The 22,168-nt window shown below is 67.3% G+C and carries 21 protein-coding genes and 1 pseudogene; 9 read left to right on the top strand and 13 right to left on the bottom strand.

Annotated features, from left to right (window positions below; genetic code table 11):
• Positions 1 to 242: 242 nt before the first annotated feature.
• Positions 243 to 1,508, bottom strand: coding sequence for a family 43 glycosylhydrolase (locus tag L0P92_RS02020; RefSeq protein ID WP_234760650.1), 1,266 nt, complete (start codon positions 1,506 to 1,508; stop codon positions 243 to 245).
• Positions 1,509 to 1,819: 311 nt separating this feature from the next.
• Between L0P92_RS02020 and L0P92_RS45145 the strand changes: the two genes are divergently transcribed.
• Positions 1,820 to 1,945 carry a hypothetical protein gene (locus L0P92_RS45145; protein WP_273633978.1) on the top strand — a complete coding sequence of 42 codons (126 nt, stop codon included), beginning with the start codon at positions 1,820 to 1,822 and terminating at the stop codon, positions 1,943 to 1,945.
• Positions 1,946 to 2,125, top strand: coding sequence for a hypothetical protein (locus L0P92_RS02015; RefSeq protein WP_234760649.1), 180 nt, complete (start codon positions 1,946 to 1,948; stop codon positions 2,123 to 2,125). It begins immediately after the preceding gene.
• A gap of 172 nt (positions 2,126 to 2,297) precedes the next feature.
• On the opposite strand, the gene L0P92_RS02010 is transcribed toward L0P92_RS02015, so the two are convergent.
• From L0P92_RS02010 to L0P92_RS01995, 4 genes are all read right to left on the bottom strand, one after another.
• A complete protein-coding gene (locus L0P92_RS02010) occupies positions 2,298 to 3,143 on the bottom strand; it encodes a carbohydrate ABC transporter permease (protein ID WP_234760648.1) in 846 nt (281 codons plus the stop codon).
• Positions 3,140 to 4,096, bottom strand: a complete 957-nt coding sequence (locus tag L0P92_RS02005; RefSeq protein ID WP_234760647.1) for a carbohydrate ABC transporter permease — start codon at positions 4,094 to 4,096, stop codon at positions 3,140 to 3,142. Before L0P92_RS02005 ends, L0P92_RS02010 begins: the two co-directional genes overlap by 4 nt.
• Complete coding sequence (locus tag L0P92_RS02000) at positions 4,093 to 5,331, bottom strand: ABC transporter substrate-binding protein (RefSeq protein WP_234760646.1); 1,239 nt, start codon at positions 5,329 to 5,331, stop codon at positions 4,093 to 4,095. Before L0P92_RS02000 ends, L0P92_RS02005 begins: the two co-directional genes overlap by 4 nt.
• A 391-nt stretch (positions 5,332 to 5,722) precedes the next feature.
• A complete protein-coding gene (locus L0P92_RS01995; RefSeq protein WP_273633977.1) occupies positions 5,723 to 6,781 on the bottom strand; it encodes a LacI family DNA-binding transcriptional regulator in 1,059 nt (352 codons plus the stop codon).
• 211 nt (positions 6,782 to 6,992) lie between these two features.
• Here L0P92_RS01995 and L0P92_RS01990 point away from each other — a divergent pair, with 211 nt between their 5' ends.
• From L0P92_RS01990 to L0P92_RS01970, 5 genes and pseudogenes are all read left to right on the top strand, one after another.
• On the top strand, positions 6,993 to 8,546 hold the full coding sequence (locus tag L0P92_RS01990) for a glycoside hydrolase family 31 protein (protein ID WP_234760643.1): 1,554 nt from the start codon (positions 6,993 to 6,995) through the stop codon (positions 8,544 to 8,546).
• A gap of 185 nt (positions 8,547 to 8,731) precedes the next feature.
• Positions 8,732 to 8,914: a hypothetical protein gene (locus tag L0P92_RS01985; RefSeq protein ID WP_234760642.1), complete on the top strand. Its 183-nt coding sequence runs from the start codon at positions 8,732 to 8,734 to the stop codon at positions 8,912 to 8,914.
• 60 nt (positions 8,915 to 8,974) lie between these two features.
• Complete coding sequence (locus L0P92_RS01980) at positions 8,975 to 9,493, top strand: DUF4978 domain-containing protein (RefSeq protein ID WP_234760641.1); 519 nt, start codon at positions 8,975 to 8,977, stop codon at positions 9,491 to 9,493.
• Between the two features lie 450 nt (positions 9,494 to 9,943).
• Positions 9,944 to 10,066: pseudogene (locus tag L0P92_RS01975) on the top strand (IS5/IS1182 family transposase); the annotation flags it as partial.
• A 96-nt stretch (positions 10,067 to 10,162) separates the two neighbouring features.
• Positions 10,163 to 10,693: a DUF6624 domain-containing protein gene (locus L0P92_RS01970; RefSeq protein WP_237695141.1), complete on the top strand. Its 531-nt coding sequence runs from the start codon at positions 10,163 to 10,165 to the stop codon at positions 10,691 to 10,693.
• 76 nt (positions 10,694 to 10,769) lie between these two features.
• On the opposite strand, the gene L0P92_RS01965 is transcribed toward L0P92_RS01970, so the two are convergent.
• From L0P92_RS01965 to L0P92_RS01955, 3 genes are all read right to left on the bottom strand, one after another.
• Positions 10,770 to 11,936, bottom strand: coding sequence for a thiolase family protein (locus L0P92_RS01965; RefSeq protein ID WP_234760640.1), 1,167 nt, complete (start codon positions 11,934 to 11,936; stop codon positions 10,770 to 10,772).
• Positions 11,937 to 11,959: 23 nt separating this feature from the next.
• Positions 11,960 to 12,460 (bottom strand): Zn-ribbon domain-containing OB-fold protein, encoded by a 501-nt coding sequence (locus tag L0P92_RS44980; protein WP_237695140.1) that lies wholly within the window; start codon positions 12,458 to 12,460, stop codon positions 11,960 to 11,962.
• Positions 12,461 to 12,714: 254 nt separating this feature from the next.
• Complete coding sequence (locus L0P92_RS01955; protein ID WP_234760637.1) at positions 12,715 to 13,227, bottom strand: carboxymuconolactone decarboxylase family protein; 513 nt, start codon at positions 13,225 to 13,227, stop codon at positions 12,715 to 12,717.
• 102 nt (positions 13,228 to 13,329) lie between these two features.
• On the opposite strand from L0P92_RS01955, the gene L0P92_RS01950 reads away from it, so the two are divergent.
• Positions 13,330 to 14,415, top strand: coding sequence for a zinc-binding dehydrogenase (locus tag L0P92_RS01950; RefSeq protein ID WP_234760636.1), 1,086 nt, complete (start codon positions 13,330 to 13,332; stop codon positions 14,413 to 14,415).
• A gap of 18 nt (positions 14,416 to 14,433) precedes the next feature.
• Here L0P92_RS01950 and L0P92_RS01945 read toward each other — a convergent pair whose 3' ends face one another.
• On the bottom strand, positions 14,434 to 15,834 hold the full coding sequence (locus L0P92_RS01945) for an amidohydrolase family protein (protein ID WP_234760634.1): 1,401 nt from the start codon (positions 15,832 to 15,834) through the stop codon (positions 14,434 to 14,436).
• Positions 15,831 to 17,072 (bottom strand): CoA transferase, encoded by a 1,242-nt coding sequence (locus L0P92_RS01940; RefSeq protein ID WP_234760632.1) that lies wholly within the window; start codon positions 17,070 to 17,072, stop codon positions 15,831 to 15,833. Before L0P92_RS01940 ends, L0P92_RS01945 begins: the two co-directional genes overlap by 4 nt.
• A gap of 101 nt (positions 17,073 to 17,173) precedes the next feature.
• On the opposite strand from L0P92_RS01940, the gene L0P92_RS01935 reads away from it, so the two are divergent.
• Positions 17,174 to 18,172: an enoyl-CoA hydratase/isomerase family protein gene (locus L0P92_RS01935; protein ID WP_234760631.1), complete on the top strand. Its 999-nt coding sequence runs from the start codon at positions 17,174 to 17,176 to the stop codon at positions 18,170 to 18,172.
• 53 nt (positions 18,173 to 18,225) lie between these two features.
• Here the strand turns inward: L0P92_RS01935 and L0P92_RS01930 are convergent, their stop codons facing one another.
• The 3 genes from L0P92_RS01930 to L0P92_RS01920 are packed head-to-tail and all read right to left on the bottom strand — an operon-like array spanning position 18,226 to position 22,101.
• Positions 18,226 to 19,710, bottom strand: coding sequence for an MFS transporter (locus L0P92_RS01930; RefSeq protein WP_234760629.1), 1,485 nt, complete (start codon positions 19,708 to 19,710; stop codon positions 18,226 to 18,228).
• A gap of 47 nt (positions 19,711 to 19,757) precedes the next feature.
• Complete coding sequence (locus L0P92_RS01925; protein ID WP_234760627.1) at positions 19,758 to 20,564, bottom strand: SDR family NAD(P)-dependent oxidoreductase; 807 nt, start codon at positions 20,562 to 20,564, stop codon at positions 19,758 to 19,760.
• Between the two features lie 52 nt (positions 20,565 to 20,616).
• Entirely contained in the window at positions 20,617 to 22,101 is a 1,485-nt protein-coding gene (locus tag L0P92_RS01920) for an aldehyde dehydrogenase family protein (protein ID WP_234760626.1), read from the bottom strand.
• Positions 22,102 to 22,168: the final 67 nt, after the last annotated feature.

The raw sequence follows: 22,168 nt of genomic DNA, 5'->3' as shown, positions 1-22,168 counted from the left end.
ATCCGCCGTGCGTGCCGCCACCGCCTGGCCCGACACGCCGCCGACCAGTGGACCGCCCTCGGCACAGCCGCCAACACGGCCTGGCGTGGAGGACCGGCAGGCCATCGACAGGCCGGCGTACACGGTTCGGAACGGGCTCGCGTGGCGTGACCTGCCGGAACGCTACGTCCTGGAAACGGTCCACAGCCGGCCCCGGCGAGCCATCGTCCGTACCTGACTCGCTCGCGAGCGAGGGCAGGACCCTAGTCGATCACTACGGCCCGGTCCACGGCGACCCGAGTTCCGACGGAACCGAAGTGCTCGCCCCGCTTGTCGCTCCACTCGGTGACATCACCGGTCACGCTGACCTTGAGCGTGTACTCGCCGTGCGGCACGACCGGGCTCGCGTACCGGTATCCGTAGTCGGGGACCTTGCTGTAGAAGGTGACGTAGATCGAGGAAATCACCGCGCCGTCGGCGTCGATCAGTTCTACCCGGGCGTAGGAGCCGTCGGGTCGGGACTGCCCCACGAGGATGATCCGGCTTCCCGTGAAAGGGAGCTCGACGCTGTCACCTGCGGTGTCGGAGGAGAAGCCGACGTCCGTCTCCTTCCCGGTGAACTCGGCCGGCCGGCACGTCAGCGGGTTCCAGGCGCCCCAGAACTGCTCGATTGCCAGGGTGTTGCCGTCGACATGAAGCGGCAGCCACACATACGTGGCGGCGGACGCCTGGTGTGGAAACGACCAGCGGTCGCCCATGTAGACCGGGACGTCGCCGCCCGCGGTTGAGATCTTGAAGGCGTAGGTGCACTGAGAATTGCAGGTAAGGCTGCCGTCGGGCGCAAAGAAGCCGCGGTAGGTCCATGGGCCTTCGATGGCGGGTGCGGAGAGGTGGAAGTTCTCGTTGCTCTCCCAGCTGGTCTTGTGCGAGAACATCAAGAAGTAGGTGTCACCGTGCTTGAGCATGGCCGGTGACTCGCCGCCCCGGGCGATCTCGTGGGCGACTTGCTCCTCGGCGGTGAGGTAGTCCTGGCTGAGGCGGAAGATGTCGCCTTCGTGGAGCAGGAGGTACCCGGTTCCGTCGTCGTCCTGGAACGTGCCCACGTCCCACTTGCGAATGGGCTCGCCCCGGTGGGTCAGCTCGCCGAGGAAGGTGTACTCGCCGTCGATGGTGTCGCTCACCGCCACGCAGATGTGCGGGTCCATGTACCCGGGGTCGTCGGAGTGCATGTACATCACATAGCGGCCGGTGGAGGGACACCGCATGACCTTGACTCGTTCACCGACACGGCCGGGGCCCATGAGCCCGTCGGGCTGCTGGGGGAGCACGAGCTTCTCGAACCGCCAGTTCACGAGGTCGGCGGAGGAGTAGCAGCTGAAGCCGGCGAACCGGTTGAGGTCATCGGTCTTGTACTCGCCGAACAGGTAGTACCGGCCATCGTGCTGCAACAGGCATGCGCCGTGCGCGTTCACCGTCTGCCCTCGGTCGTCGAACCATGGAACCCCGCTCGTCACCAGTTGCTGACTCATCTGCTTCCCTTGCATGTTCGTGTGGAGCGCGCCTCTGGCAGGGCGCCCGGTTGCCGTCTTCATCCAGGCCCTGTCCCGCTGCGGTGCGGGGCGAAGGCCGTGTGGATCTCTCAAGTACTGTGCACCGCGTCATGGTCGGCCCGGACGTATGCCGAGGTCGGCCATGGCGCCGGCGATCATTTGCCGTGCCGGGTTCAGCCGAAGATCTGGAACTCCTTGTTGCTGGCCCAGTGACTACTGATTCGGTGATGGGGATGGTGGTGATTCCGGCAGAGTGGTCCAGGTGCTGCCGTCCGGGGACCTGCCGGACCGTGGTCAGAGCTCTGGACGTGCCCAGGCCGACCGTCGGTGTCTGCGGGAAAGAGCCGGAGCCCGCGGTCCACTGTGTGCTGGTGTTGCCGTCGATGACCAAGGCGGAGGTCTGGTTGCTGGAGTAGATGGAGAGGCACCGAGGGCCAGGTTCCTCGCGGGGTGACCTCTGTGACCTTCAGCGGTTCGCCGCGCCGATCTGGATGTGGCGGCTGCCGGCGACCAAGCGGGTGCCGCTGGAAACCCATGTGCCGTTGCTGTCGAAGGAGCCGGCCTGGACGGTGGTCGAGGGCGAGTTGAGGTTGTAGGTGCGGACGTTGTCTTCCGGGTCCGCGGTGTGCTGGTGGAGCGGAACGGCCGTCTGCCATGGGAGTGCGCGAGGCGCGGCGGCGGTCTCCGGTCGGCGTCGATGGACAGTGCCTCCGGAAGCGTGCGGTGATCGTCAGGTCACCGGCTCGGAGTTGAGCCGGGCGAGCCAGCTCATTGCTTGACCGAGCCCGCGACCAGGCCTGAGACGATCCACTTCTGGCAGAACATGAAGAACACGAACACGGGAACCAGGGCGATCACCGTGACGGTCATGAAGGACGGCCAGTCCGTGCTGAACTGCCCGACGGCGTTGTAGACCTGCAGCACGATCGTGCGGTTCTCGGTCGACGACAGCAGCACGTTGGGCCACATGAAGTCGTTCCACGTCGACAGCGTCTGGAAGACGACCACCGTCGTGAGGATCGGCCGGATCAGCGGCAGGACGATCTGCCAGTAGATCCGGAACGGTCCGGCGCCGTCGATCCTCGCCGCCTCCAACAGAGACATCGGCAGCTTGCGCATGTACCCGACGATCAGGAAGTAGCAGAAGATCGCGCTGCCCAGGTAGATGAGGATGAGGCCCTGGAGGGTGTTGACCAGGTTGAGCGAGGCCTCCATCCGGTACAGCGGGATGAGGGTCGACTGCATCGGGATACAGAAGGCGACCATCAAGACCGTACCGACCGCCGCCGTGAGCCGCCCCTTGCGCAGAATCATGCCGTACGCGGCCATGGATCCGATCAGCACCTGGAAGGCGACACCCACCACGGTGACGATCAGCGTGTTGATGAAGCTCCGCACGACGGGGGACGTGCGGAACACGTTCACGTAGTTGTCGAAGGTCCACGAGCCGGGCAGGCCCAGCGGGGACTTGGCCATGTCGATCGGCGTCTTGAACGTGCTGATGACGATGTAGTACAGCGGGACCGCGATGACCGCCGTGATCGAGATCATGACGACCGAGTGGAGGGCTGTACGGCGTCCGTCGGCACGACGTCCCGGGTGCGTGCGGATCATGCGAACCTCTTCGAGACGATACCGGCCAGGCGGAGCTGGACGAGGATGACGGCCAGACAGGCGACGGTGAACAGGACCGCCAATGCCGAGCCGACGCCGTAGTCGGACTGCGCGAGACCCCGCAGGATGATCGACTGTGTGATCGTGTTCGTGGCATATCCGGGGCCGCCCTTGGTCATGGCGAAGGGCAGCTCGTACACCCTCAGTCCGCCAGTGATCAGCAGGAAGGACGACACGACCACGGCGGGAACCAGTTGGGGCAGGGTGATGTGGAAGAACTGCTGGCGTCCACTCGCCCCGTCGACCTGTGACTGCTCGTACAGGTCGGCCGGAATGGCCTGCAGGTAGGCGAGATACAGCATGGCGTGCCAGCCGACACCTGCCCACACCGCGACGAAGACGACGCAGCCGCGTGCGATCTGGGGATCGGCCAGCCACGAGACCGGGTCCATGCCGAACTTCGCCAGGACCGAGTTGAGCGCGCCGCTGTTGAGAGGGGAGAAGATGTACTGCCACACCAGGCCGAGGATCACCTGGGACGGCACGCCGACGAAGAAGAAGATCGAACGGACCAGGCTGCGCCCGAAGAACTTCTTGTTCAGTACGACGGCGAGCGGGATCGCCAGCATCGTGATGAGCAGGGTGGTGGCGAGCGCGAATGCCAGGGTGAACCCGAGCCCCGTCAGCAACGAGGGATCGGTGAAGATGGTGCGGTAGTTGGCCAGGCCGACGAGGTTCACGTCCGTGGAGAAGCCGTTGAAGTCCGTGAACGAGTAGTAGATCGTCTCAGCCAGGGGAACCGCGTAGAGGACGACGAAGACGGCCGCGATCGGCAGCAGGAACGCCGTCGGCGCCCAGTTGCGGCCGGCGGCGCGCCGCCCGGGCCGTCGCGCGCCGGTGCGCGCGACAGCCTGGACCGCGTCGGTGCTCGGCGGCACGTCCACCTTCGTCACTGGGACTTCCACTTCTTGTCCAGGTTCTGGGCGACGGACCTCGGCGTTTCCTTGCCCTGGATCAACAGCTGCCACTGCGAGGCGATCTCCTGGCCCATGACCGTGCCGCCCTTGGGCCAGTTGACCCAGTAGTACTTGCCGGTCTTGATGTACTTCGTGTAGACGTCCTGCAACTGCGGGGGGACCTTGCTGTCGTAGTTGGCCGACGTCGAGATCTGATTCATGTTCTCCTGCGCCAGCTTCAGGCCCTCGGTGCTGTTGACGAAGGACAGGAACTTCTCCGCGGCCTTCAGCTTGGTGCCCGAGATCTTCGAACTGATCACGTATGGCGAGTCGGGTCCGCCACCGACGAAGGGCTCGCCGCCGGGCAGGGCGGGGAACGGCGCGACACCGTAGTCGATGCCGGCGGAGTCGAGGTCGGCGAAGTCCCAGGGCCCGGAGCGGAACATGGCCAGCTGGTCCGTCATGAACGACTGCTTGATCTGATCGGTGTTCACGCCGACCACGTTCTTCGGCATCACGCCCTCGCTGACAAGGCGGTCCCACTGCTCGATCAGCGGGGTCCACACCTTCTCGAAGGTGGTCTTCCCCTCGAAGATCGCGTCATCGCCCGTCTTCATGCCCTGCTTGGCGTAGTAGCCGCCCAGCATCGGTCCGAAGGACCCGGACACGACGCTGGGGTCCTCCATGTAGGCGGTGACTCCGGAGTCGGCGAGCTTCCTGCCCATCTTCAGAAACTCGTCCCAGGTGGTCGGCACCGAGCTGTAGCCGGCCTTGGCCAGCAACTTCTTGTTGTAGACGATGCCGCCGGCCCAGGCCGTCGGCGCCATGCCGTACACCTTGCCGTCGCGCGTGTAGAGCGTGGAGGCCGTCGGGTCGATGCCCTTCATGAAGGACTCATGGGTGATGTCCCGGGCGAAACCGCCGTCCATGACCGCGCTGCGGGTCTCGATCGACATGTGGAAGACGTCGGGGACCTGGTTGCCGGCGATCCGGGTGGTCAGTGTCTGGGCGTAGTCGTTCGCCTGCCCCTGCGCGGCGCTGATGTCGATGTGGATGTCCGGGTTCGCCTTCTCGAAGGCCTCGATGATCGGTGTCATCACCTTCTGGTTGTTCCACGAGAAGTAGGTGATGGTCGTCTTGCCGCTCGACCCGCTACCGCCGCCGCACCCGGCCAGCGAAGCCGTGACGGTCAGGGCAGCGAGCGCCGCGACGAACTCTCTTCGGCTTCTCATCACTCTCTCCTCAGTGCGTGATGTCCAGTTCGCGACGCCTACCGGCTCTGCGCCCTGGTGAACTGCCCACGTGGGCGATCAGTTGTATGGGTGCCTTTGCGGTCCGACGCGACAAGCGCGATGCCCAGCGGCCGATCGAGCCGACAGGCTGATCGCTCACTGCCGTGGCGGGCGTGACCGTCAGAAGGACGAGGAGTGGCTCGGCCTCGTGAACGCGTCGTTTCGGGTCCCGGGGATCAGGTCGATACGTATCGCTGACGAGTCGTGACTATGGCACAGCCGTTAAATGGCGGCAAGAGGGGAGCGATGGTCTTCTTCCACTGCAGAGGCCGATGCCGGATACGGCAGCGGGCAGGACACGTCTCCGTGCGTGTCCCTCCCGTTCCCGGCCCTACTCGGTGAAGACGGTCGTGGTGGCGCGACGCACCAGTCCCTTGGGGGCGACCAGTTCGAGGCGCGGCGGGTGGTCGGCGCCGTCCAGCCGTTCGAAGAGCAGGCTCATCGCCAGGCTCGACACCGCGTGCGGCCGGGGCGAGACATTCGTGATGGGACGTGCGTACGACAGTGCGGTCTCGGCCGTGCAGAAGCTGACGAGCGAGACGTCCCGCCCGGGAACGAGCCCCCGTTCGTGCAGCAGCCGGACGAGCCACTCGGTCATCTGCGGTGCACGTGCGATCAGGCCCAGCCGGTCGTGGCGATGGGCGAGGACCTGGTCGCCACAGGCCACGACGCCGTCCCAGCCGTCGGACGGGCGCGGGACGACGCTCAGCTCGATGCCGTGGAAGGCGGCCCGCTCCCGGGCGGCGTCGTAGAAGTCGAGCACGAACTGGAAGCGCTCCCGCTCACCCGCGACCTCGCCCACGACCGCGATGTGCCGGTGCCCCGTGATCGCGAGTTCGTCCACCAGCAGTTCGGCGGAGCGCCGGGTGTTGAAGTCGACCACGTCGAAGCCGAGCGGGTCGTTCGGGCGGCCGACGAGAACTGCCGGAAGGCCCAGGTCGTGGGCGACCGCGACCCGGTCGTCATCCGGTTGGATGTCCATGAGTACGAAAGCGTCGCAGATCGATCGGCCGGCCAGACGCGTGATGCCGGCCGTGCCTTCCCGCAGGCTGCTCAAGACCACGTCGTAGTCCTCGGTGCGCGCCTGCTCGATGATCGTGTCGATATAGGGAAGCGACTCCTCGGCGTCGACCTTGGACCCCAGATGCACGATCAACGCGATCAGGTTCGTCTTCGCCGTGCGAAGGGTCCGCGCGCCGGCGTTGGGCTGGTAGCGCAGTTCGCGCATCGCCCGCTCCACGCGCTCGCGTGTCTCGGCGGACACGGGACGCTTGCCGCTCATGACCGCGGACACGGTGCTCTGCGCGACCCCCGCCAGCGCGGCAACATCCCTGCTCGTGGGAGCGGTCCGGCCGGCCCGCTCATCCGAAGATCGCTCATCTGCTGCCATGGGACGTTACGGTAGCCGACCCCTGCGCCCACGTGGGTTTTCGTTTCCACGCCCGTGGGCACGCGGGGATATTGCCTTCGCCAGAGGGCATGTCTTAGGGTCGATACGTATCGCGCGATACGTATCGCGTTCTGCTCATGTCCCCCCGCTCCTCTCGAAGGTCGTGATGATGCTCTCCCACCCCGCTCCCACTCTGCCCCCGGACCCCGTCGTGGAACACTCCGGGGACGAAGTGGAGCTGCCCTTGGAGGAGGACGAGCGCTGGTGGGGCGGTGCCGCGGAGGACGGCCTGTCGATGCCCTTCGGCGCGCGGCCGTTCACGCGGGATCTCGGCAGACCGGTCCGGTACGGCTTCCCCGACGCCGCGCCGTCGAACCAGGGCAACCCGCTGTTGGTCTCGACGCGGGGGCGGGTTATCTGGTCGGACCGGCCCTTCGAGTTCGCCTTCGAGGAGGGTGTGCTGCGGGTGTCGGGGCGTGAGGTCCTCGTCGGCCGGGGAGGTGACACGCTGCGCGAGGCATACCGGTCGGCCGCACGCCGGTTCTTCCCCCCCTCCGGGCGCGCGCCCGCGCGGCAGTTGTTCACCGGACCTCAGTACAACACCTGGATCGAGCTGCCCCACACGCCGACCCAGGAGGCGGTCCTGCGGCTGGCCGACGACCTTCTGGCCGCAGGGATGCCGCCGGGCGTGCTGATGATCGACGATCTCTGGTCGCCGGACTACGGCACCTGGCGGTTCGACCGCGCCCGCTTCCCCGATCCCCGGGCCATGGTCCGGCACCTGCACGACAGGGGCTTCGCCGTCATGCTGTGGGTGGTCCCGTTCGTCAGCCCCGACTCCGCGGTTTTCCGGCAGCTGGAGGCCGAGGGTCTGCTGATCCGTGACCGCCATGGCGACATCGCGATCCGGCGGTGGTGGAACGGGTTCAGTGCCCTTCTGGACCTCACCAACCCGTCCGCGGTCTCGTGGATGACGAGCCAGCTCGACGCCCTCATCGCCGAAACCGGCGTCGACGGCTTCAAGTTCGACGCCGGGGACATCCGGGACTACCGTGCCGACGACATCCTGGCCAGCCCGGCCGAACCGGTCGACCTGTGCGAGGCGTGGGCGAGGGTCGGTCTGCGCTACCCGTTCAACGAGTACCGGGCGTGCTGGAGGATGGGCGGGCAACCGCTCGGCCAGCGGCTGCAGGACAAGCCTCCACTGTGGGGACCGGCCGGCATTGGGTCGCTGATCCCCGAGATGCTCGCCCAGGGGATGACCGGCTACCCCTTCACCTGCCCCGACATGATCGGCGGTGGCGAGATCGAGGCGATGGGTGCGCAAGGGGCGACCGACCAGGAGTTCTTCGTACGCTATGCGCAGATCGCCGCGCTCAGTCCCATGATGCAGTTCTCGGTCGTACCCTCCCGCGTCCTTGACGACGTCCATCTCGCCGCGGTGCGCGAGGCGTTGGCTGTCCGCGCCTCTGTCCTGCCGATGCTGCTCCGACTCGTGGACGAGGCGGCCACGACGGGTGAGCCGATCGTGCGGCCGATGGCCTACCATGCGGACGGCCTGGACGACATCACGGACCAGTTCTTCCTCGGCCCCGACCTCGTGGTGGCCCCTGTGCTGGTGAAGGCCGCCACTGAGCGAGCCGTCGTTCTGCCGGCAGGCCGCTGGCGGGGCGAGGACGGCACGGTGGTCGACGGCCCCGCGACGGTGACGGTGCGCTGCGACCTCAGGCGCATCCCTCGCTTCGAGCGCATCACCGACGTATGACACTCCGCTGGAGAAGGGGGTAGGGGACGCGTCGCGTCGGTTTCCGGTCTCAACGGCCGACCTCGCTGCCGAAGTGCTCACCGAGATTCCCCTTCCCCCGTTGGATGACCCTCGAAAGGGGACCCGTATGAGCCGTATGAGCCGTGCGCGCACCACCGCCGGAGTCTGCTGCCCCTCTCCGCACTGTGCGCGAGCGGATCGCCGGTGCAGCCGGCGCCGTCGTCGTCTCCCAACTGGCCAAGAACGGCGGCAAGGGATACCTGGAGGCCGACGGAAAGCCGTTCAGCATGCTCGCCTGGAACCAGATCGAGCCGGCCACCCAGGGGGTGTACGACTGGACCCTACTGGACAAGTACGTCACCCGGTAGAGAAGTACGACCTCAAGATCGACATCGTCCGGTGGGGCTCCAACGGCTGCGGTGGCGCGTATGTTCCAGGACTACAACGAGCCCAACGGCACGGGCATCGGGTCCACGCAGCCTTCGCTGTGGGTTGATCTCATCAACCAGCTGGGTGGTGCCGTCAAGAGCTCGAACTACGCCGTCGCCACCAGGGTCAACCTCGTCGGCAGCCGTATCTCCAGCGCTGACAGCCCCATCGGGTCTCTGTCGAACGTCGACTTCCTCGGGCCGGACACGTACTCGTGGAACGTCTCGGACATTGCCGCCGCCATCAAAGACACGGCGACGAAGTCGAAGATCGCGTACATCCCCGAGAGCTACCGCACCAACTCCTACCTGACGGTGATCGCCGCCACCGCCCTCGTCAACGGGGGGTTCGTCAACTACTGGCAGCTCACCGACTCGTGGGCGGATACCAACCACTCGCCGTACGGCATCCCGAGCAACGGCTATCCCAGCTACACGACCTGGACACTCAGCACGATCCCCACGATGCCCGAGGGCGCCAAGCGGATGACCCGGTTCAAAACGCGGTCAACAAGATGACACAGCTCATGGCGAAGGTGCTTCCGGCCTACATGGCCGGCTTCAACATCGGCACGAATGTGCTCGCCATCAGCTGCACCGGTTCGGTCTCGATCGACGGTGCGATCGTCACGTACACCGCCATGGACAAATCCACCTTGTCGGCGTCTGCTGGCTCAACCTCCAGGAAGGCTGGGGGCGCATTTCGGTCAGACCGCCCTCGCTGGCCGATGCTTCGCCGGACGCCAGGGATCGATCAAACTAGCCGTCTCACAACATCCCAGCTCAAGGCTGATATGTGTACGCCGTTTGAGCAATCCAGCACTAGTCCGCGCGGCATCCTCAAACCAGGTCGTGGATCACCTGAGATTACGCCCGTCCGTGCTGAAAGTGGCTGTGCCTGCTGCCTGTTGAGTCCATGTACGAGAGGCACGAACGCTGGTCGGCGGGTGGCACGTGGGACAAGATCTAGTCGAGCGCACGATCAACACCCTCAAGAACTTCCGGGCCGTTGCCACGAGGATCGACAAGAGGGTCCACGCCTTCTGGGGCACCGTGACCGTCGCAGCGATCCGGTTCTGGCTCGGAGGGTAGATCCATTATCCCGGTGCGGCTGGGCGCCTGTCACCGTGCTCCGGAATGATCTTTTCGCTCGATCCATTCATCTAGGCTCGCGGGCGAACACAACACATGGATCTGTCCTGGGAGTTGAGAGTGGCGCACGATGTTGCCGCGCTGGCGGTGGAACTCACGGAGATGGCTGCGGCCGATCACAAGTCCGCAGTCCGCGCGAACAGCGATGACCCCGCCGAGCAACTGGCGTGGCGGCGACTGACCGCTCGGCACGGTGACCGGCTCAACGAGATCATGGAGGAGTACGGCTGGCCGACGGCGGATCTGGTCGGTGAGGAGGCCGCACGCGCGGCATGGCTCATCGCTCAGCACGCCGACCGGCAACTCGATGTTCAGCGTCGGGCTCTCCAGTTGATGCAGCAAGCGGTGTCGGCAGGCTCGGCCAGCCCGCGCGAGCTGGCCTTCCTGCGCGACCGCACGCTGGTCAATGAGGGGCGCAGGCAGGTCTACGGAACGCAGATCGCCGGAGTGAAGGACGGGGCGCCGGTTCCGTGGCCCTGTCAAGAGCCCAAGCGCATGGACGAACTCCGCGCGGAAGTCGGTATCGAGCCCTTCGACGAGTACGTCGCCAAGTTCCCCAGGGCCTGACGCCCCTTCCTCAGGCGCGTACGGTGGATCACTGCCCTGGCTCACCTGCTGCGGGCGATGATCCATCGGACACGACCTAACCTGCCCGGTACAGGACTGCTCCGCCGTAGAGAGGAAGACCGTGGCAGGCGAGGCCGACTTCGGCTCGGTCCAGCTGCCGCTCGCCGGCCCGTCCCGACAACTGCAGGTAGCACTCGAGCATTTGTGGGACGCCGTGCATCCGGCCGTTTCCGATGGCCCCTCCGCCGGAAAGGATGGGCAGACCGGTCTCGGCCGAGATGCGGCCGTCCCGGACGAATTCGTGTGCTTCGCCGACGCCGCAGTAGCCGAGAGCCTCGAGCCAGACGTAAATCAGTGGCGCGAAGCCGTCGTAGAGCTGAGGGACGTCGATGTCGTCGCGGGTGATTCCCGTCTGCGACTGCTCCCAGAGCCGGTTCACGAGCGTGAAGCCGGCCTCCATCATGTCGTCGAGCACCAGCAATCCCTGTGGACGATGGGCCACCGGCATGCCCTTCGCGTAGCCGTCGACCACGACCGGCCGGTGCGGAAGATCGGCTGCCCTGTCGGTGGTCGTCAGGACGAATGCGGCTACGCCGTCCACCGGGATGTCGCAGTCGTAGAGGCTGATCGGATCGGAGATCATCCGGGCGGATAGGTAGTGCTCCACGGTGAGCGGTTTGCCGTGCCAGTACGACCACGGAAGCCGGGCGCCGTTGCGGCGGCCCTCGACGACGACTTCGGCGAGAGCTTCGCGCGTCGCGCCGTAGCGCAGGATGTACTCGTTGTACGGCAATGCGATGCCGACCGGCGGTCCGACCATGCCGTGCGGCACGGTCCACTGCGCTTCACCACCGACATCGGGTGACGTCGCGGCGTGGTACCTGCCTGCGGGGTTGTGGAGGGATCGATGGAGAAGGACGTAGTCGCAGGCACCCGACGCGAGAGCGTTGGCGGCAACGATCACGGAACTGGTGATGGGGCTGTAGCCGACATGCCCGGCGGCCAGGCGTGCGTCGGCGCCGAGTGTCTGGGCGAGCCAGGGCGAGGTCACGACACTCACGCCGTCCACCACCTCGTGACCACCGACTGACGGCAGGCGCGGGTCGCTGACGAAGCCGTCGATGTCCGCGACGGTCAGACCGGCGTCCGTGATCGCGTCTCTGGCGGTGTCGACAGTGATCGCCCCCAGTGGGCGGTCCGACCGACGCTCGATCCTGCTGTGGGCGTAGCCGACGATCGCCACCTGGCGGCCGGCCGATCGTGTGCTCACGTGTGCTCCCGTACGAATCCCGGGACGGTCAGACCGTCGGCCAACTCCTGGAACGATGTCTGGACGCGATCACCGAGACGGGGCGGCTCCGCCCCCTCGTCGAGGAGGCGCCCGACGACCCTCAGCCCGGGCTGCGCGTCCAGTTCGACGTCGGCCACGAGGTAGGGCACGAGGTGGTCGAACGCCGGGTGGAACGAGTTGCGCACCAGGGTCCAGGACCGTACGGTTCCGCGCCCGCTGACGGGCGTGAACCTCCAGCGGGGGGCTGTCGTGCCGCAGTTCGGGCAGACCGGCGCGGGCGGCAGCGTCAGGTTCCCGCACTCATCGCATACAGGCAGAGCGAGTTCGTTGCGCCGGGCGGCGTCCCAGTAGCCAGAGGAGCCTGTATCGGGACTGAGCCGGATCGGGGCGGAGCTCACGAGTCGACGCCCTCGGTGACGGAGCCTGCCAGGGCCAACCCAGGTGGCAGGTGCGTCAGTTCCCCGAAAAGGGCGCATCCGTCAGGCTTGCCGACCTGAGTGTTCTCGGCTTCCCGATCGGCACTCGTCGCGGTGGCGGGTCCTGCAAGCCGCCACGTGCTGCAGACACCCCGCTTGCCCTGAAGCATTCAGACCTCCGCACAGTTGAACTCGACCAGGCAGACCCTAACCCGAGCGCTTTCCCTTGTAAATGTTTTACTGATCAAAATAGATTGGGTGTTTCAGAGGTGCTGCCGCGTATGGCGGGCCGACGTATGTCGCGCCATGAAGCGTCAGGCTGTGCCGAGGGCGCGGCTGACTCTGGTGAGCATCAGATAGAAGCCGCAGGTGACGACGATGTCGACGACGGCCGCACTGTCGAACAGCTCCGTGAGTCGCCGGACGACCGCTTCGGGTGCTTCGCCGGCGAAGACGGCGTCGCTGAACTCCAGGACCGCGCGATCTTCGGTGGAGAGCGACCGATTGGTGCGCCAGTCCGGGATCTGGTCGATCTCCGCCTGTGACAGCCATGATCGGGACAGCGCGATGTGCTCGTGGGCCTGACGTTCGGACTCGACTCCTGCCAGCATCGAGATGCGGATGATGGCCAGTTCGCGCAGTCGCCCTGGTGCGGCGGCCTGCCTCAGGCGCCAGGACAGTTCACCCCACCCCCGCAACGCCGGTGGGTGGTTGGCGAGGGCTCGGTACGGTGGCGCGTCCTTGACCGCGGCGGGTGCTCCGATGTCGACGAGGGCATCCAGGACGTCCTGGGGGACGTCGACCAGCGGGATCCTGGGTTCGGTCATGGCGCTGCCATCCTTCGGCTGAGGTTCGGGCGAGGTCCACCTGACGGGGAAAGTTTCTTTCCCTCTAGTATCTTTTCTTGATGAAAGCATATCCTCGTCGGCATGCAGACTTTCAAGGCCGTTGTGTACCAAGGTGGCTCGGCTTCGCTGGAGCCGGTCAAGCTGACGCTCGACGCCCTGGCGGCGACCCAGATCCGAGTGCGCATCACCGCGAGTGGCGTCTGCCACACAGACCGTCACGTGCTCAGTGGCGCCATTCCGGTCGAACCGCCGCTGATCCTCGGACATGAGGCCGTAGGCGTCGTCGAAGAGGTCGGGTCGGAGGTCCATGTCCTGAAGCGGGGCGACACCGTCGTCCTGCTGACCAACCCCGGATGTGGTCACTGCTGGTACTGCGTTCGAGGCGAAGGGCAGAACTGCCTCGACGCCGAGAGTATCCGCGGCGCCGCTCGCAGCCGGACGGTCGACGGCCTGCGTGTTCCCGGATTCGTCGGGCTCGGCACGTTCGCCGAGCAGATCGTCGTCGACCAGGCCGCAGCCGTCCGGATCGAGTCAAGTCTGCCGTCCGAGCAACTCGCGCTCGTGGGGTGTGGGGTCCTGACCGGCGCCGGCGCCGTTCTGACCTCGCCTGTTCGCGCCGGCTCATCCGTCGCGGTGGTCGGGTGCGGCGGAGTCGGTCTGGCCGCGATCCAGGCCGCGAAAGCTGTCGGAGCCACCACGGTGATCGCTGTCGACCCGCTGGAGTCGAAGCGAGCAGCCGCTCTGGCACTCGGCGCCACCCACGCGATCGACCCGACCGCGGAGAATCACGCGGAGTCGGTGCGGGCACACACGGGCGGCCGCGGCGTCGACGTCGCGTTCGAAGCCGTCGGATCGAGTGCGACCATCGCCCAGACCTTCCGGGCCACTCGCGTCGGTGGCACCACGATCGTGCTCGGCCTGCCCACGCCTGGCGACCCCGTGGGCCTGGACGCGACCGAGTTCGTGTTCGGGAGCAAGGCTCTGGTCGGGTCTGTCGCCGGCGGCGGCGATCCCCGAAGGCTGATCCCGGTGATCGTGGGATGGGCCGAGGACGGTCGCATCGACCTGGCCGGCATGGTGACTCGGCGTATCGGCCTGGAGGACGTCCAGGAAGCGATGGACGCGATGGACCGGGGAGAGGGCATCCGTTCGGTGATCGTCTTCTAGAGCGCCTTGAGCAACACCTCAGTTCGCCCACACGACACCGTCGACGACCGTCGCGACGACCCGGTCCGCTGTCAGGTCGTTCTTCGTTGTGGGCTGCCCCTCGAAGAGGAGCAGGTCGGCCGGCGACCCGGGTGTGACGGCGCGAGCGGGGCCGCCGGGGGCCATCGAGTTCGTGAGATACAGATTCAACGCGATCTCCGGGGGCACCCTGTCGTCGATGCCAAGGCGGGCCCTGCTTTCCGTCTTCCTTTCGACGGCGGCCCGCATGGCGGCCCAGGGATCCCCGTGCGTGTAGGGCATGTCGCTGCTCCCCCCGACGGCGACGCCCGCCTCAAGCAGTCGGCCGCACGGGTACAGGTAGGGCTGGTCCTCAGGGGCGACGTCTCGCAGGTACTGGTCGCCGCGCTCGGCCACGAAGGCCGGCTGGGTGACGACGGTGAGGCCCAGCCGCGCGATGTCCTGCCAGTGCTCGGGCGGTATCACGGAGCCGTGTTCGATCCGGTCGCCCCGCACCGCGCCGGCGGCCCTGAAGCCGGCGAGCGCGAACACCAGGGAGGTTCTGGTGACCGTGTGGACAGCCGCCGGCCGACCGAATGCGTGTGCGCGTGCGATGAGGGCGGTGAACTCATCGAGGGCCGGCAATGCGAACTCGTCCAGTACGACCTTGACGGGGCCGCGGAACAGCGGAGCGGGGAACCGTGCGTCCACGAGTTCCGGGCCTCCCATCGCGACCACACGCTGCGGCAGGGCTCCGGAGCGACACGCTTCGGCAAGTGTCTCCAACCCGGTCGAGTCCTGGAAAGGCGTCGCATCCGTGACGCCGGTGATCCCCCAGCTCACGAGCTGTGCCCCGAGCGCGGCCAGGTCCGGAGCGCCGCCGCCCGGAACCTGCCGACGGAGCCAGTCGTCGGCCCGGTAGAGGCGTCCGGTCGGCATACCGCGTTCGTCCCGTTCGAGTCCGGCCGGACCGCGTGCCAGGTCGAGTTCCGCCAGGGCCGCGCTGTTGACCACCCACAGCGCACCGCTGCGGTGCTGGACGCGCACAGGTCTGTCGGGGACGGCGGCGTCGAGCACCGTGCGGTCGAGATCGCCGGCCACTGTCTCGTGATACCCGACCGCGCGAAGCCACGTCCCGAGGGGCAGTTCACGTGCGGCCGACCGCAGCTTGGCCATGAACCCGTCGAGGTCGGGGGTGACGTTCGGTCCGACGTCGACCGATCCCTGACGGGCGGCAGTCGCCAGGAGGTGGACGTGATGGTCGTGGAGTCCCGGAAGCACCGTCGCCCGCTCGCCCTCGAACACGTGCTCCTCGCCGTTCGGCCGGAGATCCGTGCCCACGGCGACGATGACGCCTCGGCGGGCCCGCACGTCGACAGCGCACCCGTCGAGGAGAACGTTGCGTACCAGGAGGCCGGTCATCGCAGACCTCGCACTTCCTCGATGACTTCTTGTGTGTGCTGCCCGAGCCGGGCCGCTCGGCCCACCGGTCGGCGAGCAACCGGTGGCCAGGCACGCAATCCTTTCGGGACTGGGATTCCGGGGCCGCTCAGATGTGCGGCGACGTTGGCCAGCGACACGTCCACCAGCCACGATCCCTCCGTCGTGAGAGCGGTGAGTGCGGCTGCCGCCGCAACCAGGCCCGTGGCCGGGTCGGCGACGGCATCGGCGCAGAACAGCGGCTCGTCGTCGTCCCAGACCACGAGCCCACCCGCCACTGCCGCGTCGTCGCCGAAGCCGACCCGATGACGAGCACTGCCTGAGCGTCCGTGCCCGGTGATCGATATCCAGACCTTGGGGCGGCCCGCGGTCAGGACGGACACGGCGTCGATGCCGAGCTGTTCAAGGGCCCTCGGCCGAGAACCCTCAACGACGACGTCAGCGGTGTCGATCAGCATCTTGAGCAGCGTTCGTCCCGAAGCCGTCCGGAAGTCCAACGCGACACTGCGCTTACCTGCGTGCATCAGGTCGAAGAAGGCTGCCGGCCCCCTACGTGCTCCGTCAGGGCGAGCGACGGACTCGACCTTGATGACGTCGGCGCCCGCCGCGTGGAGAACCGATGTGCACAAGGGGCCTGCCCAGAGCGAGCTGAGGTCGACCACCCGGACGCTCCCGGAACGTGTCACCGCTGCGGAGTGTCCGAACGCGGCTGCAGCGACCGGCAGTTGACCGAAAGCTGCCGACCGTGCCGTCGTGACGCGTTCGGAGGGGAGTGCCGCGATCGGCAGGCCCAGCATGATGCCTCGCTCCACGAGTGGCTGCATCGGCATGCGTGCGACAGGGCCCTCCACGTCCGTCCACGGGTCGTCACCGCCGCGTACGTCCCGCATGAGCCACGCGGGCAGCATGTCCACGTCGTCCGTCCGGCTCAGCGTCAACGCGAACCAGCCGTCGGCCGCGCGCAGGATCCGGCTGGCTCCGCCGCAACTGGTGGATCCCTGTCGTGAGAGGCCGAGCACGGCGGCGCGCTCGGCCAACAGTTCGAGCGGGCTGACCCGGATCTCACGGCCGAGTCTGTGTGTCGCCTCAGCGATGGCTGCCGTGATCGCCCTGAGTCCGGAGACCAGATCGCCCGGAGGTCCGAGGCCGTAGCCGTCAGCGCGTCCCGTGAGCGTCATCGCACCGCTGCGAGCCCACTGTTCGATGTCTTCCCGTGTCATCTTGTGCCTTTGACCTTCCGGCGCTCCTGCCCGAGGCCGGTGTCGACGTGTGTTCACAGTCGCAGAGTGGATCGCTCTGGTATGCGATAGAAAGTACAATTATGTATGCGGCGCCTATCTCCACGACACATCTGGCCGAACTCCTCGCCGACCCCACCGGCGTGTCCGAACTGGTCAGGGACAACTCCCCGCTGGTCGTGGTCGACCTGGACTCCGGTCCTTTGACCAGCCGACCGGAGACGATGACACCTTTGGTGGTCGTCGGCGTCACCACAGCCGCGTCCCCCGGGGAACACTCCCATGCCGCCGCTTGCGACGCCGTCCTCGACAAGGACGACGCGGGTCTCGAATCGATGGCCGGCACCGTCGCACGCGCACCGGGAGCGTCCACCGTCCTGGCCCAACTGCTCCGCGGCACCTCGACTCGGTCTGTCGATGACGGCCTGTTCGTGGAGTCGCTGGCCTATTCGACACTGCTCATGGGCCCCGAGTTCGCACGCTGGCGCGCGACCACCCCACCGCGGTCCCGGCCCTCGGAGGCCGGCTCCGCCGTCGTACTGGAGCGCAGCGGGCACCGCCTGGACATCCGCCTGAACCGGCCCCACGTGCGCAACGCCCTCAACGCGGCGATGCGCGACGCACTGGTCGACGCCTTCCGTCTCGCGGCGCTGGACACAAGCGTGTCCGAGGTGTACCTGAGCGGTGCCGGTCCGACCTACAGCGCAGGCGGTGACCTCGACGAATTCGGAACCTTCGAGAACGCCGTCCAAGCACACCTCGTGCGGCTCCAGCAGAGCGTCGGACGTGCGGTGCACCAGATCCGTGACCGGGTGACGGTCTTTCTGCATGGCGCCTGCTACGGGTCCGGAGTGGAGATTCCCGCCTTCGCGGGCCGGATCGTCGCCGACCCCGGCACCCGGATCGCGCTCCCCGAGCTGAGCCTTGGGCTCATTCCCGGTGCGGGCGGCACCGTGAGCATCCCCCGGCGTATCGGCCGCCACCGGACCGCGGAACTCGCCCTGACCGGCACACCGATGACCGCTCAGGACGCCCTCGCATGCGGGCTGATCGACGCCGTTGAGCCCCGGCAGTCGGTCTGAGAGAGCCTGTCGGGGCCGCCGGGCGGGGCGCGTGGGCGGGAGCAGGAACCGTGTCACCGCTCAACCCGCGTGAGCCCCTTCCGCCGCAGCGCCGACGACGACGCGGCGTCCGCCCGTGGGACGAGCAACACGATCAGGGCGGCCGCGAAAGACGCGGTCGCACCGATGAGGAAGCACAGCTCGTAGCCGCTGCGTGTCGGTACCCCCGAGGCGGTCGTGGAACTGGCCAGCACCATGGCCATCGTCGCCGCGGCACAGGTCGTACCCATGGAACGCCCGAGGGCGTTGACGCCGACCGCCGAACCGGCGGCCTCCGCCTCGACGTTGTTCATGATCAATGTGGGCATCGCCGCGTACCCGATGCCGACCCCGGCGGTGGCGATGCAGGTCGCGAGCATCATTTGCCAGGGACTGCTCATCAGGAACAGGGCGATGAGGTACCCGGCCCCGATGACGACAGCGCCGATCATGAGAGTGTGCTTGGCGCCGACGTCCCGCATCAACCGGCTCGACACCGGAGCGAAGAGCATCATCATGAGGCCGCTCGGAGCCATCCAGAGGCCGGTGGCGAGCATCGACTGACCCATCCCGTGACCGGTGCTCGCCGGCAATTGAAGCAGTTGCGGGACGACGATCGACTGGGTCATCATTCCGAATCCCACCGCGAAGGCCGCGAGATTCGTGAACAGGACGGGCCGCCGAGCCGTGCTGCGCAGGTCGACCAGAGGCTCCCGCTGTCGGACCTCGAAGGCGCCCCACAAGATGAGAACGACCAGACCGCCGGTGACACAGCCAAGGGTCGACCCGCTCGTCCAGCCCCACTGGTGCCCCTTCGAGATGCCCAGCAGCAGAGACACCACTCCGATGGCGAGCAGCAGGGCGCCGATGACGTCGACCGATCCACCGCCGGTGGTCGTTCCACGCGGGAGGAAGGCCAGGAGGGCGATCAGCAGCAGTCCGGCCACCGCGGTGGACATCCAGAACAACGCGTGCCAGCTGAAGGCCTCGGCGATGACAGCCGACAGCGGGAGTCCGATCGCCGCGCCTACGCCCATGGTGGAACTCATCACGGCGATGGCCGTACCTGTCATCCGGGGCGGCGTGACGTCGCGGACCAGCGCGATTCCCACGGGGATGAACCCCATCGCCAGGCCTTGGAGACCTCGGCCGACGAGAATCGGCAGCAGGGACGACGAGAGGGCACAGACGAGTGAGCCCAGAGCGAGCATGGCGGCGTTGGCGATCACGATCCGCGGCCGCCCGTAGATGTCGCCGAGGCGCCCGCTGACAGGCATCGAGACCGCCCCCGTGAAAAGGGTGATGGTCACGACCCACCCGGTGTCGGCCGCCGTGCTTCCCAGGAGCCGTGGCAGATCCTGCTGAATGGGAATGACCAGGGTCTGGGTGATCGCGACGCTCAGACCGCCGAAGCACAGCGCGAGCACCGTGAGGCGAGCGTGCCGCGCTTGCAGGGCCGTCGCGCTTGATGTGCGGCCCGAGCCCTCCGTCGGAGGGGTGCTCGCTGCCGGGTCGTCCATCTTGGTCGTCCTTCGTGTTGTGGTTCGTAGGGCGGACAGCGGTCGCCTCACCACGGCATCTGGCTGCCGCCGTTGATGCGCAGGGTCTGTCCGGTGACGAAGCGGGCGGCGTCGGAGGCGAGGTACAGCGCCATCAGCGCGACTTCTTCGGGCTCACCGACCGTCTGCAGCGGGCATTCCTTCGCCCGGTCGGCGTAGAACTGATCGACCTTGACAGGGTCGAAGTTCCCCTCCGCGTCGTAGCCGTGCCGCCTGCCCATGTTGGTCCTGATGGCGCCTGGTGCGATGGCGTTGACCCGGATGCCGTCGCCGCCGGCCTCCATCGCGGCGACCTTGGTGAGGGCGGCGACGCCCGCCTTGGCGGCGGTGTACACAGAGAGCGTGGGAGAGGGGTGATCGATGGCGCCGGACACGAAGTGGATGATGCTGCCCCGGGTTCCGTTGGCCCGCATCAGCCGCAGTCCGGCCTGAGTGGTGTAGAAGGCTCCGTGGAGGTGGATGCCCAGCAGCTCCTGGAGGGTTTCGTCGGTCAGGTCGGCCAGCGACATGAGCTTGATGACGCCGGCCGCGTTGACGACGGAGTCGAGCCGGCCGTAGGCGTCGACGCAGGCCTGTGCGGCGGCGTCGACGTCGGCCCGACGTGAGACGTCCGCCTGCGCGACTGTGCACTCACCCCCGGCGGCCACGATCGTGTCCCGCGTGGACGATGCTGCTTCCTCGTCACGGTCGACCGCGACGACGCGAGCACCGGCTTCGGCGAAGGAGATCGCGATGGCGCGGCCGATTCCGTGGCCGGCTCCGGTGACCAGGGCCGCCCGGCCCTCCAGGGAGAAGCGTTCGAGCTGGTTGGGCATGTGTGCTGTCCTTTCACATCACGACGCGTAGCGTTGTGCTGCTTCGTCCCGGCTATCCGGCCGGGAACTCCCGGTGGGCCTTCTCGGCGAGCGCGGGGCCGATGTTGTAGCTGTGGTACTCAAGGAAGCTGTCGAAGCCTTCCGGTCCGTGGTCACGTCCGATTCCCGACTGCTTGACGCCCCCGAACGGCGAGACCGGAGTCCCGGACGATCGGTTCACGGAGACCGTCCCGCTGTCGAAGCGCCGTGCGATGGCGAGCGCCCGGTCCTCGTCCCGCCCGAAGACGGCGCCGTGCAGCCCGTACGCGGAATCATTCGCGATCGAGACGGCCTCGTCCTCGGTGGCGTAAGGGATGAAGCAGGTGACCGGTCCGAAGATCTCCTCCCGAGCCACTGTCATCTGGTTGTCGACATCGGCGAAGACCGTCGGCTCCACGAAGTAGCCGACCGTGAGGTCGTCGGGCCGACCGCCTCCGGTCACCAGCCGTGCCCCCTCTGCCTTGCCCGACTCGATGTAGGCGAGCACCTGGTCGCGCCGGCGTTGAGTGGCGAGTGGCCCGATCGTCGTCGACGGGTCCATCGGGTCGCCGAGTACCTGCTGTTCGGCCTGGCCCGCGAACGCTTCGACAACGTCCTCATAGATGCTGTGCGGCACCAGGACCCGCGAGGTCGACGTACGAACCTGGCCCGCGTTCTGCCAGGCACCGGCCACCAGAAGCGGCATCAGCGCGTCGATGTCGACGTCCTCGAGAACGATCGCCGCGGACTTACCGCCGAGTTCGAGTCGCAGGCGCTTCATCCGTGGCGCCGCCACTTCGGCGATGCGGGCACCGGACGCCGAGCTGCCGGTGAACGCGATGTTGCGCACCTGGGGGTGTCGCACCATGGCCTCCCCCGTGCTGCCCCCGCCGTGCACGAGGTTGACAACGCCCGGAGGCGCTCCGGCCTCGGTACAGATCTCGGCGAACATGGCTGCTCCGAACGGAGTCTCGGGCGCCGGCTTGAGGACGACCGTGCACCCGCTGAGGAGCGCGGGGATCGCCTTCGTGACCTCGCGCAGGGGCGCGCTCCAAGGGGTGATGCCGCCCGTGACACCGATCGGCCGGCGAGTGATGAGCGTGGTCCCGTAGGCATCCGAGCGCACATACGCGAACGTGAGGTTCCGTGCTGTCTCGACATACATGTCGATGAGTTCGATGGCCCCGGCGAGCCCGAGGCCGTAGGAATGAAGGCAACCCATCGACCTGGTCTGTGCTTCGGCGAAATCCTTCCGGCGCTTGCGGATGAGTTCCTGAATACGCAGCACCACCGCGATCCGGTCCCGCAGATCGAAGTCGGCCCACGCTCCGCGCAGGGCGCGATCGGCCGACCGCACGGCGATGTCGACATCCGCCTCGGTCCCCATGGGCGTCGCCGCCCAGGCTTCCTCCGTGAACGGGTCGACCACGGGGTGGGCATCGCGGCTGGAGGCGTCGCGCCAGGCTCCGTCGACGTAAACGCCGGGATGCCTGGGCTCCGGGGCATTCGTTCCGGGCACGAGGGCTGGTCCTCTCTGGTTCGACGTCGCGGAACTCGTCGGCTGCGAGACGGGCCGAACGGGCCGG

This window comes from Streptomyces muensis (assembly GCF_021474425.1).
GTDB lineage: Bacteria > Actinomycetota > Actinomycetes > Streptomycetales > Streptomycetaceae > Streptomyces > Streptomyces muensis.
Note: the sequence above shows the minus strand (reverse complement) of the source record. Positions and strands in the feature narration are given on the sequence as shown.

Bases quoted from the DNA above. Each gene is read 5' to 3' on its own strand.
- L0P92_RS02020 (WP_234760650.1), bottom strand. From the start codon at position 1,508: ATGAGTCAGCAACTGGTGACGAGCGGGGTTCCATGGTTCGACGACCGA.
- L0P92_RS02015 (WP_234760649.1), top strand. From the start codon at position 1,946: ATGGAGAGGCACCGAGGGCCAGGTTCCTCGCGGGGTGACCTCTGTGAC.
- L0P92_RS02010 (WP_234760648.1), bottom strand. From the start codon at position 3,143: ATGATCCGCACGCACCCGGGACGTCGTGCCGACGGACGCCGTACAGCC.
- L0P92_RS02000 (WP_234760646.1), bottom strand. From the start codon at position 5,331: ATGAGAAGCCGAAGAGAGTTCGTCGCGGCGCTCGCTGCCCTGACCGTC.
- L0P92_RS01995 (WP_273633977.1), bottom strand. From the start codon at position 6,781: ATGGCAGCAGATGAGCGATCTTCGGATGAGCGGGCCGGCCGGACCGCT.
- L0P92_RS01980 (WP_234760641.1), top strand. From the start codon at position 8,975: ATGTTCCAGGACTACAACGAGCCCAACGGCACGGGCATCGGGTCCACG.
- L0P92_RS01970 (WP_237695141.1), top strand. From the start codon at position 10,163: ATGGATCTGTCCTGGGAGTTGAGAGTGGCGCACGATGTTGCCGCGCTG.
- L0P92_RS44980 (WP_237695140.1), bottom strand. From the start codon at position 12,460: ATGCGCCCTTTTCGGGGAACTGACGCACCTGCCACCTGGGTTGGCCCT.
- L0P92_RS01955 (WP_234760637.1), bottom strand. From the start codon at position 13,227: ATGACCGAACCCAGGATCCCGCTGGTCGACGTCCCCCAGGACGTCCTG.
- L0P92_RS01950 (WP_234760636.1), top strand. From the start codon at position 13,330: ATGCAGACTTTCAAGGCCGTTGTGTACCAAGGTGGCTCGGCTTCGCTG.
- L0P92_RS01945 (WP_234760634.1), bottom strand. From the start codon at position 15,834: ATGACCGGCCTCCTGGTACGCAACGTTCTCCTCGACGGGTGCGCTGTC.
- L0P92_RS01940 (WP_234760632.1), bottom strand. From the start codon at position 17,072: ATGACACGGGAAGACATCGAACAGTGGGCTCGCAGCGGTGCGATGACG.
- L0P92_RS01935 (WP_234760631.1), top strand. From the start codon at position 17,174: ATGTATGCGGCGCCTATCTCCACGACACATCTGGCCGAACTCCTCGCC.
- L0P92_RS01930 (WP_234760629.1), bottom strand. From the start codon at position 19,710: ATGGACGACCCGGCAGCGAGCACCCCTCCGACGGAGGGCTCGGGCCGC.
- L0P92_RS01925 (WP_234760627.1), bottom strand. From the start codon at position 20,564: ATGCCCAACCAGCTCGAACGCTTCTCCCTGGAGGGCCGGGCGGCCCTG.